Below are 16,217 nucleotides of genomic sequence, written 5' to 3'. Positions count from 1 at the left end.
CTCCTTCCGCGTTTAGTCCTCTGAATGCGGAAGTTCGTGTCGCGAACTACCGCATCCAGAGGACTAAACGCTGGGCTTCGTCCGGTACCGCGGGCTCGTCGAGTGCCATTCGAAACCGCCGCCCATCCACCCTCGCAACCCGCGTAGGAACCGTTGCAGTTCGGCGGAAGGAACCGCGCTGAGCTTCTCGTGCGCGGACTGGAAGTCCCGGACGACGTCGTTGTGCAATTCGACGGTGATCGCCGTGGCCTCCTCGATCGAGCATTTCCGGTCGTCGGCGATCAGCAGGACCGCGTTGCAGGGCGGCGACTCGTCCTCCAGATCCTTGGTGACCGAGTGCACGTCGTTGACGAGCACGGACGCCGTCCCCGCTTGGATCGCCGCCTCCCGGACCCGGGGGTCGTAGTACAGGTTCGAGGTCAGTTCGTAGCCACCGAGGACGTCGATCAACGTCATCGAGGTGTAGAAGCTGTCATGCTGCCTCGCCGCGAGGTATTCCCACGCCGGCGGGTATTTCCCGCTGTGGCGCCAAGCGGCGTAGGCGGTCCAGCTCACGAACATCGCGAAGGTCGAGTAGCAGACGCGCTGGACCTGCGCGGCGGTCCCGGATCGCCGCAGGAAGTCCGTCGCCGAGCCCAGCGCCACCAGAACCCGGTCGTTCCGCAGTGTTTCGTCGAGATCGCGGCTGAATTCACCCAACGACGGCACCGGGTCCATCGCCGCCATCGCCAGCGCGAGCTTCGGCGGCAGCTCGGCAGGCACGGCGCCGAGGGAGGTGTCGTCGGCGTAGAGGTCGTCGGCCGCCCACCACGCGGCGTTGAGCCGCGCGGAGATCAGCAGCCTGTCGGGATCCTCGCAGTCCGGGTGGGCGAGCATCACCAGCCTGCCGAAGCCCGCCTTCCCGATCTGCTCGCACTCCTCCTCGTCGAACCCGCACTCCCCCGCCCACCGGACGAGGCGCCGGTCGACCTCCTCGGCGAGCGGGTCGTTGATCCGTTCGGTGACGGGGCAGTACAGCGGCGGCGCCGACCCGTCACCCCACGGCCGGTAGGCGTACGCCGGGTCGAGAGCGGGTTCCGCAGGCGGTGGAGCCGCCTGCGGAACGGCGGTCAGCCGGGACGCGAGCCGGGCGGCGGACGTGCCCAGGCCGCTCGGACCGGCCAGCAGTGTGGCGAGCGCACCCTGTTCGGTCATCGCTTCGCTCCGATGGTCTCGCGGGATCAGACGCGGTCCGCGGCGATCAGCAGGTAGTGGAAGCTGCCTTCGCGGTAGGCGTCCAGGAACGGCCCTTCGATCCCGGTCGCCACCGACGACTTCGCCCGCAGCTCCCAGTACGGGATCGTGTCCGGCGTCAGATCCACGACCGAGATCGGCACCAGGCCGTTCGCCGTCATGGCCTTGAAGTACTCACTGCGCGGGTGGATGTTGCAGGTGTAGTGCTGGTCGATCTGCGCGACGGCCTTGGACCGGCCACCGGTCACGTCGTTGTAGCACCCGGTGATGGTGACGTACCGCCCGCCGAACTCCAGCTGCCGCGCGTGCTCGGCGAAGAGTTCGTGGAGGTCGACGTACATCGTGCTCTCGTTGTTCCAGATCGCCTTTCGCGAGCCGGTTTCGAAGCCGGTGTCGAGCATGTTGCGGAAGTGGTAGCGCACCCGGTCGGCGACGCCCCTGATCTCGGCCTGGTGATTGGCGAACTCGACCTGCTTCTCCGAGATCGAGATGCCGTCGACGTGGCAGCCGAACCGCGCGTTGGCCATGATGCTGGTCCCGCCGCGTCCGCAGCCGGCGTCGAGGAGCCGGTCGTCCGGCTTCACGTCGCCGAGGTGATCGAGCAGGACGTCCGCCTGCGCGGTCTCCAAGCGGTGCATTTCGGCGATGATCCGCTCGTCGCGGGTGTTCTCGGGGCCCTCCAGCACCGACCAGTCGACTTCGCCGACCCCGTAGTGGTGGTGATAGAGCCCGTCCACATCGCCCAGACGCAGGTTGACCGGGTCCTTCTCCTTGTTCCAGTACGACGCCACCGACTTCTGGTACTCGGTGCGCAGCACCTTGGCAGGAGCGGGAGTACGGGCGATGGTCACGTGTGTGGTCCTTTCTGGAGCGTTGTTGTTCGTTGTGGTCACCGCGCGACCTCGACGTTCTCCAGGACACCGAGGGCGTCCGGAACGAGCACGGCGGCCGAGTAGTAGGTGCTGACCAGGTAGGAGGCGACGGCCTGTTCGTTGATGCCGTCGAAGCGCACGTTCAGGCCCGGCTCGTACTCGTCGGGCAGGCCGGTCTGGTGCAGCCCGATCACACCGTTGTCCTCGACACCGGTCCGCATGGCGAGGATCGAGGACGTGCCCCGCTCGGTGATCGGGATCTTGTCGCAGGGCAGCAGCGGCACCCCGCGCCACGCGCCGACGATCTTGCCGTCGACCGTGGTGCCCTCCGGATACAGACCGCGGCGGGTGCATTCCCTGCCGAACGCGGCGATCGCCTTCGGATGGGCGAGGAAGAACTTCGTCTTGCGGCGACGGCTGACGAGTTCGTCCATGTCGTCGGGGGTCGGCGGACCAGACCGCGTCTGGAACCGCGATTTGAGGTCGGCGTTGTGCAGCAGCCCGAACTCGCGGTTGTTGATCAGGTCGTGCTCCTGCCGCTCGCGCAGCGCCGCCACGGTCAGCCGGAGCTGCTCGTCGAACTGGTTCATCGGCCCGTTGTAGAGATCGGTCACCCGGGTGTGCACCCGCAGCGCCGTCTGCGCGACCGCGAGATCGTATTCGCGCGGCGAGATCTCGTAGTCGACGAACGTGCCCGGCAGCAGTGGCTCGCCGTCATGCCCGGACGACATCCCGATCTCGGCCTCACCCTTGGCGTTCTGCGGCTTTCCCTTGTGCGCCAGCATGTCCTGGACGTGGCGGCGCATCGCCTCGGACCGGCCGTTGAGGTCGGCGAAGTCTTCCGCACGCAAGGTCAGCACGATGACCGGCGTGACGGCCTTCGCGGTGAACGGCCAGTTCCGGTCGATGCCGGCGAGCATTTCGTCACCGAAGTGGTCGCCGTCGGCCATGCTGCCGACCGAGGCCTCGGCGCCGTACTCGCCGGGTACCACCTTGGCGATCTTGCCGTGCGCGACCAGCACCACCTCGTCGAGCGGAGACCCGTGACCGACGATGGTCTCGCCTGGCTGGTACTCGTGCTGCACGAACCGGTCGGCGAGCGCGGTCAGCGTGTCCTCGTCGTCGAAACCCCGCAGCAGGGCCAACTCCGCGAGTTCCTGCGGGACGACCCGGACCTCGGTGCCGACGTTGGTGAAGCTCACCCGCCCGTCGCCGATCGCGTAGGTCAGCCGCCGGTTCACCCGGAAGGTGCCGCCGGACGCCTCGATCCAGGGCAGCATCTTCAGCAGCCAGCGCGGCGTGATGCTCTGCATCTGCGGCCGCGTCTTGGTGGTCGTCGCCAGGTTGCGCGCGGCGGCGGGGCCGAGACTGAGCCGCCGGTCGGCCTCCGGCGTCGTGGCGGTCATCCTTCGCGGCCGAGTTCGGCGGCTTCGAGGACGGCGAGCGCGTCCGGAACGAGGACGGCCGCGGAGTAGTAGGTGCTGACGAGGTAGGAGATGATCGCCTGCTCCGAGATGCCCATGAACCGGACGTTCAGGCCGGGCTCGTATTCGTCCGGCAGGCCGATCTGCCGCAGGCCGACGACGCCCTGGTTCTTCTCGCCGGTGCGGATCAGCAGGACGGAACTGGTGCTGGTCTGGCTGACCGGGATCTTGTTGCAGGGCAGGATCGGCACGCCGCGCCAGGACGGCACCTTGTGCCCGCCGAGATCGGTGCCGGTCGGGTAGATCCCGCGTTTGCTGCACTCGCGGCTGAACGCGGCGATCGTGCGCGGATGCGCGAGGAAGAAGCCGGGTTCCTTCCACACCAGCGCGAGCAGGTCGTCGAAGTCGTCCGGAGTGGGCGGACCGGTGCGCGTCGCGATGCGCTGGGTGAAGTCGGCGTTGTGGAGCAGGCCGAAGTCCTTGTTGTTGATCATTTCGTGTTCTTGCCGCTCACGCAGCGCCTCGATGGTCAGGCGCAACTGCTGTTCGGTCTGGTCCATCGGCTGGTTGTAGAGATCGGACACCCGGCTGTGGACCCGGAGCACCGTCTGGGCGACGCTGAGTTCGTACTCGCGCGGCGAGGTCTCGTAGTCGACGAACGTGCCCGGCAGCAGCGGCTCGCCGTCGTGCCCGGAGGAGATGTCGATCTCGGCCTCGCCGAAGTCGTTGGCGCGCCCGGAGTCCTGTGCGGCCTGTTCGATCTGCGCCTGCAGCGATTCGGACTGTTCCAGTACGCGCTCGAAGTCCTGGCGGGTCAGGGTGAGCACGGTGCAGGCGGTGGTCGCCTTGGCGGTGAATTCCCAGATGCCGTCGTCGGAGACGAGGGTCTGCGCGCCGAAGTAGTCACCGTCCTTGACCACGCCGAGCGCGGTCTCGTCACCGTAGTGACCGGGGCCGGTCTTGGTGATCTTGCCGTGTGCGATGAGGTAGACCCGGTCGGCCCGGTGCCCGAATTCGACCAGCACGTCGCCGGCCGCCACTTCCTGCTGTTCGAATCGGCGGGCGAGTTCGGCGAGCACCTCTTCGTCGTCATATCCCTTGAGTGGCTTCAGTTCTCCCAGTTCCGCCGGGATCACGCTCACCTCGGCGCCCGCCTTCGAGAAGGTCACCCGTCCGTCACCGACCGCGTAGTTCAGCCGCCGGTTGACCCGGTAGGCACCGCCGTTCACCTGAACCCATTCGAGCGATTTCAGCAGCCACCGGGACGAAATTCCCTGCATCTGCGGAACGGATTTGGTGGTCGTCGCCAGGTTGCGCGCGGCGGCCCTGCCCAAACTCAGCTGCGGATTTTCCGGCCCCTGGACACCTTCGGCGGAAGTGTCCGATTCGGTCACGGTCACAGCAAGGTCCACCCTTCGATAGTCGTGTGAACAAACAAGATCCACAATTCGCGGCGCGCCGGTCATGCCCCGAAGTGCGGCCCCGCACGATCAACATAGCAAGGGGTTTTTCCCGCACAAGCGCACTTTCAGGTAATGCGACAAGGCCACCCGAATGCCGAATTCCCTTTGTACGGGAAACCTTTTGGAAACGTGACACGACGTTTTCCCGTGGCCACGCAATCGGGCCAGCAATTGTGCTGAGGTGTCATGCCGGGGCACGCCGGGACTCCCCCGCGTGCCCGGGGTGCGACCGTTGGAGTGGCCACACCGGACTCTTTCGGGTCGCTCCGGTGTCCATGTTCGGCGATGGCTTGACAGACCGCGACGAAACAGAGGGTCGCGTCCGGACACTCCGTCGGGTCAATGGTTCAGCCCTTGCTGACATGTCAGCGTTCGCTGTACTGTCCTGGCTGTGCTGACATGTGAGACCCAGGGCGCCGCGCTCGCCCGGCTCGGCCGCGCCCTCGCCGACCCGAACCGGTGCCGGATCCTGGTCGCCCTGCTCGACGGCGTGAGCTATCCCGGGCTTCTGGCCGAGCAACTCGGACTGAGCCGCTCGAACGTGTCGAACCATCTCGCCTGCCTGCGGGGTTGCGGACTGGTCGTGGCCACCTACGAAGGCAGGCAGGTCCGCTACTCACTGGCGGACGCGCACCTCGCCCGCGCCCTGCGGGAACTCGTCCAGGTCGTGCTGGCCGTCGACACCGCCGAGCCCTGTCTGGACGAGGTGCTCCGGTGAGCGTGGAGAGCGATTCCTGCGCGGACGGCTGCTGCACCGCGAAGTCCACAGTGGCCCCGGAGCGCCGTGCCGTGCTTTCCCAGCGGGTCCGGCTCCTGGTCGCCGCCACGATCACCTACAACGTCATCGAGGCGGTCGTCGCCATCTCGGCGGGCACCATCGCCTCGTCGACGGCACTGATCGGTTTCGGCCTGGACTCGGTCATCGAGGTCGCTTCGGCCACGGCGGTCGCCTGGCAGTTCTCCGGGAAGGACCCCGAAGCCCGCGAACGCACCGCGCTCAAGGTCATCGCGGTGTCCTTCTTCGCGCTGGCCGCATACGTCACCGTCGAAGCGGTCCGCACCCTGTTCGGCGCCGACCCCGCCGAGCACTCCCCTGTCGGCATCGCGCTCGCGGCGGTCTCACTGCTCGTGATGCCGTTCCTGTCCTACGCCCAGCGCCGCGCCGGGCGCGAACTCGGCTCCGCGAGCGCCGTCGCCGACTCGAAGCAGACCTTGCTCTGCACCTATCTTTCCGGTGTGCTGCTCGTCGGGCTGCTGCTCAACAGCCTCTTCGGCTGGTACTGGGCGGATCCGCTGGTCGCGCTCGTCATCGCCGCCGTCGCGATCAAGGAGGGCCGTGAGGCCTGGCGCGGTGAGCACTGCTGCTGAAAGGAGCGTCATGACCCGGCCCGCCCGATGGAACCGTTACTGGGACACCAAATCCCGCAACTACGACCGGGAGATGCAGTTCCTGGACCGGAAGCTCTTCGGGGATTCCCGTGCGTGGGCCTGCGGCCAGGCCGACGGCGAAGTCCTCGAAGTCGCCGTGGGGACCGGCCTGAACCTGCCGCTCTATGCCGAGGGCGTCACGCTCACCGGCATCGACCTCAGTGACGGCATGCTCTCCATCGCCCGCGCTCGCGCCGAACGTCTCGGCCGTCCGGTGACGCTACGGCGGGCCGATGCCCATCACCTGCCCTTCGACGCCGATTCGTTCGACACCGTGGTCTGCACGCTCGGGCTCTGCGCCATCCCGGACGACGGCAAGGCGCTACGGGAGATGGCCAGGGTGCTCCGGCCAGGGGGCAGGCTCATCCTGCTCGACCACATCGCGAGCTCGTCGCGCGCGGTCCGCGGCCTGCAATGGATGGCCGAGAAGATCACCGTGCCGATGGCGGGCGAACACTTCCTTCGCCGCCCGCTCGAGAAGATCGACGGTCTCGGCTTGGCCGTGGAGCACCGGGAACGGTTCAAGCTCGGGCTCGTGGAACGGCTCGTCGCCCGTAAGTGAAGCGTGTCATCGGAATTTCATCGGCGAGGCCGATCCTGATGACGTGACCTACCCTCAGCAACAGTCGCCGATCTGGCAGCAGTATCCCGTCGCGCCGCCGAAGAAGGCCCCGAAGACCGGGCTGATCGTCGGGATCGCCGCGGCGGCGGTCGTCGTCACCGGCGGGGCGCTCGCGGTGACCGTGGCGATCACCACGAGCGGCGGCTCGTCCGGCGCCGATGTCCCCCAGGTCGACCCCGACCCGTTCTCCGCGCAGGCCGGGGATTGCATCTCGGCCGACGAAGACGCCGGCAGCAACGGCGCGTTCAGCGCCAGCGCCGTCCGGGTCCACTGTTCGGACAGCTCCGCCAACTACTCGGTGATCGCCCAGCTCGCGTCCGCGTCGGGCTCGGACTGCAACACCGTGCCCGGCTACGAGTACGGCAATCCCGTCGTCTACGACTTCAAGTCCGGGGAGTCACGGGAGCTCTGCGTCATGCCGAGAGGCTGACGCCTGTCTCCGGGCGAGGCTTTGGGCCTGCCCGTCGTGCAGATCCCTCACCCATTCCCAACCAGGCTTCGCGGACGACCCGATTCGCGGGTCGTCCGGCGTCCGACCGTCTCGCAAGGCGTGTACGTACGCCCGGTCCAAGTCGATGCGTGCCCGTACCGCACCGGCTCCGCCGACGGCCCCGTGGCCGGGTACGACGACGGCGGCGTCGCCCGCCACGTCTTCGATCACCCGGAGCCCGGCGAGGTAGTCCTCGAGCGGATCGCCGTCGTCGTCGAACATCGGGACAAGGACGTCGGAAAGCATGTCGCCGGCGACCAGCACCCCGCGTTCCTCGATCACCAGCGCCGCATGACCGGGGGCGTGGGCCGGGTGCTCGACGATCCGGATTCGCGGGCCGTCCCAGGGAATCCGGGTGGTTCCGGCGGGCAGGCCGGTGATCAGGCCGAACAGGTCCAGCGGCACCTCACCGCTGATTTCCGGTGGCAGCCCCTCGGCGACGCCGGTCTTCCAATCCGGGTTGGACCGCAGATCACGCAGATACTCCGCGCACCGGGCGGTGCCGTAACGGGGTGCGTCACCCAGTTCGGGGTGCCAGAGCACGTGATCCCAGTCGGGATGCGTCGCGAAACCCGCCACCACCGGGCGGCCCGAATCGGCCAGGTCGTGCGCGAGGCAGGCCATTTCGGCGCCCGTGAGCCCGGGGTCGACGAGCAGAACACCGTCCGCGCCCTCCACGACGACCGCGTTGTTCTCGAGCAACGCGCTCTGGTGGACCAGCACACCCTCCGCGACCTGTGTCAGCACGGCGATCCCCTCCGATTGTGATGTGCAACCGCTTTGCGGAGACGGTAGTCCCAACTGGTGGCAGATTGCAAGCACTAGGCGGGGCCGGTGGCTTCCCAGGCCGCTTCGATCATCCGGAAGATCTCGTTCACCGCTACCTCCGGATCGGCGGCCTCCCGGCCGAGCGAATAGGCGTCGAGCACGAATCTCGCGATCGTCCGGCAGGCGGTCGCGGACCGCGCCGACTCCGGGTCCGCCGCGATGGCCGCCGCCAGCGTCTCCGCGTGACGTAGCCGCATCGAGTCCTCGTACTCCCGCAGCGCGGGCGACTCGTCGATCATGCGCCAGATCGGGGCGGCGCCGTCCGCCGTGCAGTGGCGCACCATCGCGTGGACCTCGTGACGCAGCGCGGGAATCAGCGGCTCATGCGGCGCCCTTCCGGTGACCGCCCGCGCGAGGCCCTGCTCGAAGTTCGCGTCCTGCTCGAACACCAAGGCCTCTTTCGAGGCGAAGTGGGAGAAGAGCGTCGTGACGGCGACGTCGGCTTCCGCGGCCACCTCGCGGATGCCCACCGCGTCGTACCCGCGTTCCAGGAAAAGCCGCAGTGCGGTCTCGGCGATCTTCTGACGGGTGGCGGCCTTCTTTCGCTCACGACGTCCGGTCGGCACGGTCATGCGGGGACGCTATCAGATGCAAAACAACAACGGTTTCAAAATCCTAACCGTTAGTGCTACGTTCGACGGCATGAAGAAAGTGATCTTCACCGAGTTCGGTGGTCCGGAAGTCCTGCAGCTCGTCGACGCCGAAGATCCGCACGCCGGCCCGGGCCAGGTGCGCATCGCGGTGCGGGCCGCCGGGGTGAACCCCGTCGACTGGAGAATCCGTGAAGGCCAGGTCCTCGGCGCACATCCGACCGTGTTGCCGTCCGGCGTGGGCCTGGACGCCGCCGGAATCGTGGACGAGGTCGGCGAAGGTGTCGTCGGAGTCGACGTCGGCGACTTCGTGTTCGGCGAGGGCGCGAGCACTTATGCCGAGTTCGCCGTGCTGACGGCCTGGGCCGTGATGCCCGACGGACTGACCTTCGAGGAGGCTGCCGGATACCCTTCGGTGGTCGAGACCGCGCTGCGGCTGATCCGCGAAGTCGGAGCGCGGCCGGGCGAGAAGCTGCTGGTCAGCGGCGCGTCCGGCGGGGTCGGGTCGGCGGTGCTGCAGATCGCTCGCGAACGCGGCATCGAGGTGATCGGCACGGCGGGTGCCGCGAACCAGGACTACCTGCGCGGCCTGGGCGCGCTAGCCACGACCTACGGCGAGGGCTGGGTCGAGCGGGTGCGGCGGTTCGGCCGGGTCGACGCCGCTCTCGATCTGGCCGGGTCCGGGGTGATCGCCGAGCTGGTCGAGCTCACCGGGGATCCGGGGAAGGTCGTCTCCATCGCCGATCTCGGCGCGCCCGAGTTCGGCGTCCGTTTCTCCGGCGTCGCCGGGAGCGTGCCGGACGCGCTGGCCGAGGCCGTCGACCTCATCGCGCGGGGGAAGCTGCACATCCCGGTCGAGAAGGCCTATCCGCTCGCCGACGCCGCGGCCGCACATGCCGACAGCCGCGCCGGGCACACGCGCGGCCGCCGGGTCATCGTCGTCTGAGCCGGATCAGGATCCGGCCGGGGGAAGGATCACGACGCCGTCATCGTCGGCGTAAAGCGTGTCTCCAGGAGTGAACGTCACTCCCCCGAAACCGACCGGGACGTCGACAGCGCCGACGCCCGCCTTGGAACTTTTGCGCGGGTTGGTGCCGAGCGCCTTAACTCCGAGCGGGAGCCCGGCGAGCTCGGCGCTGTCGCGCACCGCGCCGTTGACCACGATGCCCGCCCAGCCGTTGTCGACGGCGGACTTCGCGATCATGTCGCCGGTGAGCGCGCTGTGCAGCGAGCCGCCACCGTCGACCACCAGCACGGCGCCGTCACCAGGGGTGGCCAGGAGCTTCTTGACCAGGCCGTTGTCCTCGTGACAGGAGACGGTGCGGATCGGACCCGAGAACTTCCGGTGCCCGCCGAACTGGCGGAACTGGGTGTCGCAGACACGAAGCCGGTCGCCGTGTTCGTCCACGAGATCGGCGGTGGTGAAGGAATCGATCACGGCGCCTGAGTGTAGGTCCTTCCGGCGGCCCGGTGCTGTGCCTGAAGGATCAGGTTCGCCACATTCGCGGCATCGGCGATGGCCCTCAGTTCCAGGACCGGAGCTGACGGCGGCCCCGCACACCGCCGAAAGTGATCGTGCCGCCGCCTGCTTTCCCGGCTTTGACCTTCGGCGGATGCTGGACGTAACGCAGCCAGACCCGGCGGAATTCGGTGCCGTTGGGCCGGCTCGCGGCGACGATGATCCGCTGAGTGGTGACCAGGTAGGACAGAGCGCGGTCTCGTGCTCGACGATCGTTCACGCGCTGGACGAGAAAACACCGAACGCGAGCAACATGCCGGCGTAGAAGGGCAACGCCGAGCCCGGATGCCCGAAGACGATCAGGACCGCGGCCATCCCGATGGCGATGATCATCACCGTGTACTCGGGAAACCACTTTCGCGGGTGCTGCGCCCGCCCGGCCCACAGCATCGAACCCCGCCCCGGTGTCACCGGGAGTACGTCCGGACCTGCCGTCACGTTGCCTCGGGCGGGAACACCGAGTCCAGCACGTGCGTGAGGATCGCGGCGGGGTCGGCGGCCGGTGCGACCGCCTGACGCAAGGCGAGCCCGATGCCCAGCGCGCCCAGCATCACGACGGCCTCGTGGAGCGGCAAGGCGGGTTCGAGGCGGAGCCGCCGCGCATGTTCGGCGAGCAGGGAGACCACCTCGTCGTCATGACGCCGCTGAACGGCGGCGACGAGGGCGGCGGTTTCGGGCTGCTGCGCCGTCGCGGCGAGTACCTCCGCGGCCGCCGCGCTCCATTTGGCGGCGTCCCTGTCCACCACGTCGACAGGAGCCAGGGCCGCGATCACGTCGTCCCGGCCGGTGGCGAGGGCGAGGTTTTTCCTTAGCACCTTCAGGTGGCCTTCCGCGGTGGCCTCGATGATCGCCAGCCACAGCCCTTCCTTGCCACCGAAGTGTTTGTAGACGGCTCCGCGGGTGTACCCGGCGTCGGCCGCGATCTCCTCGACCGTCGCCGCCAGGAAGCCGCGCCGCAAGAACACCTGGCGTCCGGCCTCCAACAGGTGTTCGTGGGTGCGCCGTTGCTGTTCGGCTCGTGTCAGCCTGGTCATCGCCCGCCCATTCAGTAACAGACTGTTTCTGGATACACGACGTTACCGTATCGTCGGACGCATGGAGTTCCTGGCACCCGTGGCCGCGTTCCTCAGCCTTCCCCTCTTCCTGGCCGGGTTCGCGTGGTACGCGGCGCGTGCCCGCCGGGCAGGCGTCAGCCAATCGCTGCTGGCGCCGATCGAGGAGATCTGGGATCCGATCTCGCACAAGACCAACATCGAGATCCAGGTCGAGGCCGAACGGAGCCCGGAGACGCCGTCGCCGGGTGATCCGCCCGAGCTGAAGTGGCGGCTGTAGCGTCAGTAGCCCACGGTGAAATGCCGGTCCCGGCCGGGATTCTCGAGTTCGTCCACGATGGCGACGGCGAGATCCTCCGCCGAAATCCCGGACGACCCGTTCTCGGCGGTGAGGATGGTCGTCGTTCCCCGCCGGTAGGTTCCGGTCCGGACACCGGGTTCGAGTATCGCGGGCGGGCTGAGGTACACCCAGTCGCCCACGTGGGCCTCGCATGCCCGAAGTTGGCTCATGCTGGCCGAGGCGATGGGCCGCCACTCCGTCGGCACGAACGCCGGATCGTCGATCACCAGCCCGCCGGACGGCGACCGCAACGGCCCGGCGCCGCCGACGACCAGGACGCGTTTGCCCGCCGCGGCGTCGAGCAGCGCCGTGACCGTGGCGGCGACCGTGTCTTCGGCACCGGGCGCCGGTCTCGTCGCGCCCACGACGGCGTCGACTTCACCGAACACCGCGCTCATGTGACCGGTATCGGTGACGTCGCCGCGCACGACGTCCACGTCGGGATGAGCGAGATCCGGTGGGGTGCGGCGAAAGACGGCAATGACGTGATGTCCGCGGGAAACGGCCTCGGCGACGACTCGGGAACCCGCCATTCCCGACGCTCCGACGACGGCGATCTTCATCGGACGACGCCTTCCTGCTTGCTCTTCGGGGTGATCTGGCCTGCCACGATCGAGGCCAGCGCGAGCGCGAAACCGGCGAGCTGGATCGGGCCGAGCGACTGACCGAGCAGCACGGCGCCGAGCACCGCCGCGACCATCGGTGAGAGCAGGCCGAGGACCGCGACCGAGGTGACCGGCAGGGACGTGATGCCGCGGAACCACAGCACGTAGGCGAGCAGGCCGCCGACCAGGCCGAGCCAGAGGTAGCCGACGGCCGCGTCGAGGTCGATTGCGGGCGGCGCGCCTTCGAACAGGAAGGTCACCGGCACCAGGAACAACCCGCCCGCGGTGAGCTGCCACGACGCGAACGCGGTCGGCCCGACGCCGTCGGGGCGTCCCCATCGTTTGGTGAGCGTGACGCCGAGCGCCATCGTGCCCGCGCCACCGAGTCCGGCGATGACGCCGACGAGGTCGAAGCCCGCCGCCGGCCCGATCACCACCAGGCCGACCCCCACGATCCCGACGATCCCCCAGGCGAAGCGCCACGCGGACGGGCTCTGGCGCAGTACGGCCACGGCGAGGATCGCGACGAGCAGCGGCTGGGCGGCACCGAGCGTGGCCGCGACTCCGCCGGGCAGGCGTTCGGCGGCGACGAACAGCAGGGGGAAGAACATCCCGATGTTGAGGACGCCGAGCGCGACGGCCTTCATCCACCATGTGCCGCGCGGGAGCGTGCGGGTGATGGCGAGCGCGATCAGTCCGGCGGGCAAGGCCCGCATCAGGCCTGCGAAAAGCGGATGGCCCGGCGGAAGCAGTTCGGTGGTGACCACGTAGGTCGTCCCCCAGACCATGGGGGCGAAGGCGGTCAGCGCGGTTCCGGCGAGACCCGCGGCGAGCGGTGTGGTCGTCAGCGTTTTCACGCTTCCCAGCTTCGGCGCCAACGATCAATGAGTCCAACACATGTTTGTCACTTGATCCATCGTGATTCAAGATGGATCCATGGAGCTTCAGCAGATGCGGTACGTCGTGGCGGTGGCGGAGACGAACAGCTTCACGCGTGCCGCGCAACGGTGCCTGGTCGTGCAGTCGGCGCTGAGTCACCAGATCGCGCGGCTGGAACGGGAGCTCGGCGCGCGACTGTTCGAACGCACGAGCCGCCGGGTACGGCTCACCGCCGCCGGCGAGGCGTTCCTTCCCGCGGCCCGGCAATGTCTCGAGGCCGCCGAGCGGGCCGGGTCGGAGGTCGCCGCGGCCGTCGGCGAGATCCGCGGGCGGCTCACCGTCGGCGTGATCCCGACCGTCGCGGCGGTCGACGTCCCGGCCGCGCTGCAGACCTTCCGCAGCCGGTATCCGCACGTCCGGATCGGGCTGCGGGTCGGGGCGAGCGGGCAACTGGTGGAGCAGATCAAGGAGGGGGCCATCGAGGTCGCTTTCCTCGGTCTCCCGGTGACCGACCGGCCGGACGGCGTGGCCACCTGCGAACTGGGCCGCGACGATCTGATCGCCGTCGTGGCTCCGGGGCATCCTCTCGCCGTCGAGTCCGAAGTGGACTTGAAGCGGCTCTCGTCGGAGGTGTTCGTCGACTTCCCGGCGGGCTCCGCGGGACGAGCCCAGACGGATCGGGCCTTCGCCGCGGCGGGAGTGACCCGGGAAGTGGCCTTCGAGGTGACGGCCGCCGACTACATGGCGCGGCTCATCCATCAGGGATTGGGGGTGGCGCTGCTGCCGTCGAAGTTCGTGCCGAACCTGACCGACGTGGTCACCGTGCCGGTGAAGGACGCGCCCGCGCGGATCGAGCACCTCGTCTGGAACCGCTACACGGTCACTCCGGCGGCGAAGGCCTTCTTGGAAGTACTGGGCGTCGAGTACAAGACCTCGTGAGTGGCGATTCGGGTTCTAACCCGAATCGCCACTCACGAGAACCCGAGGCGCTCGGTACCCCCGGCTCCAGCCCCTACAGGCCGGGCCGGGGGGCAACGGCGGCCGGAAGCCAGTAGGTACCTAAGACACCCTCGGCTAGAACCGTCCCGCCCACTCACGAGCCATGGGCAGTTACTTCTGGTCCGCCTTGATGATCTCGAAGAGGCTGGTCCACGAGCTACGTCCGTGCCCGGCGGCGATCGCCTGGTCGTAGTGCGATTTGACCGCCTCCGGCAGGACCACGTCGATCCCGGCGTCCCGGCTCGCCTGGACGATGTGGTCGGCCGTCGCGCCCATCATGGTCACGTTGGCGTCATCACCGGGGTGCTCGCCCTTCTCGATCTGTTCGGCCGCGGCGTCCAGGTAGAAATCCATCATCTTGAAGTTGTCCTTGGCGTACGGGACGAACTTCTGCGCGGGCACCCCGGCCGAGCGGACCAGCGCGCTCGCGTGCAGGAACACCGAAAGCGAGGTCAGGAAGATGTCCAGCTGCGCCTGGTAGAACAGCTGTGCCAGCCGGACGTCCTCACCGAGGAAGTCCGGTCGCCCGATCAGCGCCAGCGTTTCGCGGTGCTTCTCGAAGACGTCGGCCGGGCCGCTGTAGAAGACGTACGCCTCGTCCTTGCCCACCAGCTCGGCGGGCACCATCACGCCACCGGCGACGAACTGCCCGCCCCTGGCCTTGACCCAGTCCGCGGCTTCGCGGGTCTTCTCCGGGGTGTCCGAGCTGAGGTTGACGATCACCTTGCCCGCCAAGGCATCCTCGGCCTTGCCCAGGATGTCGTACATCGCGGCGTAGTCGGTGAGGCTCAGCAACACCAGCTCCGAGGCCGCCACCGCGTCCGCGGGGGTCGCGGCGCGCACGGCGCCCGCGGCGACGACGTCGTCCGCGCGGGCGGCGGTACGGTTCCAGACCGTCACTCCGTGGCCGTTCTCCAGGAGCACCCGGACCATGGACTGTCCCATCGGGCCGAGCCCGATCATTGTGATCATTGTGTTTTCCTTTACTTCTTGAGGAGTTCGATGACGCCGATGAGGTCTTCGGCGCCGTGTCCGCCGGCGACCCGCTTGTCCATCAGCGACTGGAGCGGGGTGAGCAGTTCGGCGCTGATGCCCTGGTCCTCCGCCGCCTGCGCCAGGTTCGGGTAGGCGGCCGCCTGCATCCCGATGTTCGACACGACGTCGGTCACGTAGTCGCCGTCGTCGATCTGTTCGGCGGAGCGCTCCAGGAAGCCGCTCATCGCGTCGATCCAGGCGCGGAGCAGCGGCGCGAATTCCCGCGCCTTGACCCCCGCCGAGCCGACGAGCGCGTACGCCTGGATGACGCCGATGAAGAAGCCGTACATCCCGCTGAGCAGCGCGATGTCGTGCAGTGGCGCCAGCCCGGGGTCGGCACCGAGATAGTTGGCGCCGCCGAAGGTGTCGAGCGCGGTGCGGGCGTGGCCGAAGGCGGTGCCCGAGCCGCTGTAGAAGATGAACGCCGCGGGTGTGCCGATCATCGGCGGGACCGCCATGATCCCGCCGTCCAGGTACTCCGCGCCGAGTTCCTCGGCCCAGGCCGCCATTTCGCGCGCCTGGCCGGGGGTGCCGTTGGTCAGGTTGATCAGCTGCCGGCCCTTGAGCTCGGAAGCCACGGGGTCGAGGACCTCGTGCACCGAGTCGTAGTCGAGCAGGCAGGCGATCACGATCCGGTTCGCCGCGAGAGCCTCCGAGAGGGTCGAAGCGACCGAAGCTCCCTTCGCCGCCACCGCCTCGGCGCGGCTCGGGGTCCGGTTCCACGCGGTGACCGGATGGCCGGCCGCCAGTAGTGCCTCTACGAGCGCGGTTCCCATCGCGCCCAGCCCCAGTACCGTCACCGGGGTCTTGCCGTGTTCGCTCATGGGACCACCGTGAC

At 68.5% G+C, this 16,217-nt stretch carries 21 protein-coding genes; 7 read left to right on the top strand and 14 right to left on the bottom strand.

What is annotated here, in order from left to right; all coding sequences use genetic code 11:
- Positions 1 to 63: 63 nt before the first annotated feature.
- Genes NQK81_RS00545 through NQK81_RS00530 form a run of 4 tightly spaced genes read right to left on the bottom strand, consistent with a single transcriptional unit; the run spans position 64 to position 4,929 of the window.
- Positions 64 to 1,194, bottom strand: a complete 1,131-nt coding sequence (locus NQK81_RS00545) for a family 2 encapsulin nanocompartment cargo protein terpene cyclase (protein WP_257486517.1) — start codon at positions 1,192 to 1,194, stop codon at positions 64 to 66.
- A gap of 26 nt (positions 1,195 to 1,220) precedes the next feature.
- Positions 1,221 to 2,084 (bottom strand): geranyl diphosphate 2-C-methyltransferase, encoded by an 864-nt coding sequence (locus NQK81_RS00540; protein WP_126733076.1) that lies wholly within the window; start codon positions 2,082 to 2,084, stop codon positions 1,221 to 1,223.
- Positions 2,085 to 2,122: 38 nt separating this feature from the next.
- Complete coding sequence (locus tag NQK81_RS00535; RefSeq protein ID WP_257486516.1) at positions 2,123 to 3,511, bottom strand: family 2B encapsulin nanocompartment shell protein; 1,389 nt, start codon at positions 3,509 to 3,511, stop codon at positions 2,123 to 2,125.
- Positions 3,508 to 4,929, bottom strand: a complete 1,422-nt coding sequence (locus NQK81_RS00530; RefSeq protein WP_257486515.1) for a family 2B encapsulin nanocompartment shell protein — start codon at positions 4,927 to 4,929, stop codon at positions 3,508 to 3,510. Before NQK81_RS00530 ends, NQK81_RS00535 begins: the two co-directional genes overlap by 4 nt.
- Positions 4,930 to 5,383: 454 nt before the next feature.
- On the opposite strand from NQK81_RS00530, the gene cmtR reads away from it, so the two are divergent.
- From cmtR to NQK81_RS00510, 4 genes are read left to right on the top strand one after another with little or no spacing between them, the layout of a single operon-like run.
- A complete protein-coding gene (gene cmtR / locus NQK81_RS00525) occupies positions 5,384 to 5,710 on the top strand; it encodes a Cd(II)/Pb(II)-sensing metalloregulatory transcriptional regulator CmtR (RefSeq protein WP_257486514.1) in 327 nt (108 codons plus the stop codon).
- Entirely contained in the window at positions 5,707 to 6,360 is a 654-nt protein-coding gene (locus NQK81_RS00520) for a cation efflux transmembrane domain-containing protein (protein WP_257486513.1), read from the top strand. The genes cmtR and NQK81_RS00520 overlap by 4 nt, the downstream gene beginning before the upstream one ends.
- A gap of 10 nt (positions 6,361 to 6,370) precedes the next feature.
- Positions 6,371 to 6,982, top strand: a complete 612-nt coding sequence (locus NQK81_RS00515) for a class I SAM-dependent methyltransferase (RefSeq protein WP_257486512.1) — start codon at positions 6,371 to 6,373, stop codon at positions 6,980 to 6,982.
- 43 nt (positions 6,983 to 7,025) lie between these two features.
- Positions 7,026 to 7,472 carry an LppU/SCO3897 family protein gene (locus tag NQK81_RS00510; protein ID WP_257486511.1) on the top strand — a complete coding sequence of 149 codons (447 nt, stop codon included), beginning with the start codon at positions 7,026 to 7,028 and terminating at the stop codon, positions 7,470 to 7,472.
- Here NQK81_RS00510 and NQK81_RS00505 read toward each other — a convergent pair.
- Entirely contained in the window at positions 7,440 to 8,279 is an 840-nt protein-coding gene (locus NQK81_RS00505) for an MBL fold metallo-hydrolase (protein ID WP_257486510.1), read from the bottom strand. The genes NQK81_RS00510 and NQK81_RS00505 overlap by 33 nt on opposite strands.
- 74 nt (positions 8,280 to 8,353) lie before the next feature.
- Complete coding sequence (locus tag NQK81_RS00500) at positions 8,354 to 8,932, bottom strand: TetR/AcrR family transcriptional regulator (RefSeq protein WP_257486509.1); 579 nt, start codon at positions 8,930 to 8,932, stop codon at positions 8,354 to 8,356.
- Between the two features lie 70 nt (positions 8,933 to 9,002).
- On the opposite strand from NQK81_RS00500, the gene NQK81_RS00495 reads away from it, so the two are divergent.
- A complete protein-coding gene (locus tag NQK81_RS00495; RefSeq protein WP_257486508.1) occupies positions 9,003 to 9,896 on the top strand; it encodes an NADP-dependent oxidoreductase in 894 nt (297 codons plus the stop codon).
- 6 nt (positions 9,897 to 9,902) lie between these two features.
- Here NQK81_RS00495 and rraA read toward each other — a convergent pair whose 3' ends face one another.
- The 4 genes from rraA to NQK81_RS00475 form a co-directional block, all read right to left on the bottom strand.
- Positions 9,903 to 10,388, bottom strand: a complete 486-nt coding sequence (rraA, locus tag NQK81_RS00490; RefSeq protein WP_257486507.1) for a ribonuclease E activity regulator RraA — start codon at positions 10,386 to 10,388, stop codon at positions 9,903 to 9,905.
- A gap of 85 nt (positions 10,389 to 10,473) precedes the next feature.
- Positions 10,474 to 10,689 (bottom strand): hypothetical protein, encoded by a 216-nt coding sequence (locus NQK81_RS00485; RefSeq protein ID WP_257486506.1) that lies wholly within the window; start codon positions 10,687 to 10,689, stop codon positions 10,474 to 10,476.
- A complete protein-coding gene (locus tag NQK81_RS00480; protein ID WP_257486505.1) occupies positions 10,686 to 10,907 on the bottom strand; it encodes a hypothetical protein in 222 nt (73 codons plus the stop codon). Before NQK81_RS00480 ends, NQK81_RS00485 begins: the two co-directional genes overlap by 4 nt.
- Positions 10,904 to 11,503, bottom strand: coding sequence for a TetR/AcrR family transcriptional regulator (locus NQK81_RS00475; protein ID WP_257486504.1), 600 nt, complete (start codon positions 11,501 to 11,503; stop codon positions 10,904 to 10,906). Before NQK81_RS00475 ends, NQK81_RS00480 begins: the two co-directional genes overlap by 4 nt.
- Before the next feature lie 61 nt (positions 11,504 to 11,564).
- Between NQK81_RS00475 and NQK81_RS00470 the strand changes: the two genes are divergently transcribed.
- Complete coding sequence (locus tag NQK81_RS00470) at positions 11,565 to 11,801, top strand: hypothetical protein (protein WP_257486503.1); 237 nt, start codon at positions 11,565 to 11,567, stop codon at positions 11,799 to 11,801.
- A 2-nt stretch (positions 11,802 to 11,803) separates the two neighbouring features.
- Here the strand turns inward: NQK81_RS00470 and NQK81_RS00465 are convergent, their stop codons facing one another.
- Together NQK81_RS00465 and NQK81_RS00460 are read right to left on the bottom strand one after the other, a co-directional pair.
- Entirely contained in the window at positions 11,804 to 12,424 is a 621-nt protein-coding gene (locus NQK81_RS00465) for an NAD(P)-dependent oxidoreductase (RefSeq protein ID WP_257486502.1), read from the bottom strand.
- Entirely contained in the window at positions 12,421 to 13,323 is a 903-nt protein-coding gene (locus NQK81_RS00460) for an EamA family transporter (protein WP_257486501.1), read from the bottom strand. Before NQK81_RS00460 ends, NQK81_RS00465 begins: the two co-directional genes overlap by 4 nt.
- Before the next feature lie 79 nt (positions 13,324 to 13,402).
- Between NQK81_RS00460 and NQK81_RS00455 the strand changes: the two genes are divergently transcribed.
- Positions 13,403 to 14,284 (top strand): LysR family transcriptional regulator, encoded by an 882-nt coding sequence (locus NQK81_RS00455; RefSeq protein ID WP_257486500.1) that lies wholly within the window; start codon positions 13,403 to 13,405, stop codon positions 14,282 to 14,284.
- Positions 14,285 to 14,455: 171 nt separating this feature from the next.
- Here NQK81_RS00455 and NQK81_RS00450 read toward each other — a convergent pair whose 3' ends face one another.
- The gene (locus NQK81_RS00450; RefSeq protein WP_257486499.1) at positions 14,456 to 15,316 is read right to left on the bottom strand and encodes an NAD(P)-dependent oxidoreductase; all 861 of its coding nucleotides are present in this window, start codon (positions 15,314 to 15,316) and stop codon (positions 14,456 to 14,458) included.
- Between the two features lie 11 nt (positions 15,317 to 15,327).
- Complete coding sequence (locus NQK81_RS00445; protein WP_257486498.1) at positions 15,328 to 16,203, bottom strand: NAD(P)-dependent oxidoreductase; 876 nt, start codon at positions 16,201 to 16,203, stop codon at positions 15,328 to 15,330.
- Between the last annotated feature and the right edge of the window lie 14 nt (positions 16,204 to 16,217).

The sequence above is a fragment of the Amycolatopsis roodepoortensis genome, assembly GCF_024628825.1.
GTDB lineage: Bacteria > Actinomycetota > Actinomycetes > Mycobacteriales > Pseudonocardiaceae > Amycolatopsis > Amycolatopsis roodepoortensis.
Note: the sequence above shows the minus strand (reverse complement) of the source record. Positions and strands in the feature narration are given on the sequence as shown.

Coding starts and splice junctions, on each gene's coding strand:
- NQK81_RS00545 (WP_257486517.1), bottom strand. CDS start 1,194: ATGACCGAACAGGGTGCGCTCGCCACACTGCTGGCCGGTCCGAGCGGC.
- NQK81_RS00535 (WP_257486516.1), bottom strand. CDS start 3,511: ATGACCGCCACGACGCCGGAGGCCGACCGGCGGCTCAGTCTCGGCCCC.
- NQK81_RS00515 (WP_257486512.1), top strand. CDS start 6,371: ATGACCCGGCCCGCCCGATGGAACCGTTACTGGGACACCAAATCCCGC.
- NQK81_RS00500 (WP_257486509.1), bottom strand. CDS start 8,932: ATGACCGTGCCGACCGGACGTCGTGAGCGAAAGAAGGCCGCCACCCGT.
- NQK81_RS00495 (WP_257486508.1), top strand. CDS start 9,003: ATGAAGAAAGTGATCTTCACCGAGTTCGGTGGTCCGGAAGTCCTGCAG.
- NQK81_RS00475 (WP_257486504.1), bottom strand. CDS start 11,503: ATGACCAGGCTGACACGAGCCGAACAGCAACGGCGCACCCACGAACAC.
- NQK81_RS00470 (WP_257486503.1), top strand. CDS start 11,565: ATGGAGTTCCTGGCACCCGTGGCCGCGTTCCTCAGCCTTCCCCTCTTC.
- NQK81_RS00465 (WP_257486502.1), bottom strand. CDS start 12,424: ATGAAGATCGCCGTCGTCGGAGCGTCGGGAATGGCGGGTTCCCGAGTC.
- NQK81_RS00455 (WP_257486500.1), top strand. CDS start 13,403: ATGGAGCTTCAGCAGATGCGGTACGTCGTGGCGGTGGCGGAGACGAAC.
- NQK81_RS00450 (WP_257486499.1), bottom strand. CDS start 15,316: ATGATCACAATGATCGGGCTCGGCCCGATGGGACAGTCCATGGTCCGG.
- NQK81_RS00445 (WP_257486498.1), bottom strand. CDS start 16,203: ATGAGCGAACACGGCAAGACCCCGGTGACGGTACTGGGGCTGGGCGCG.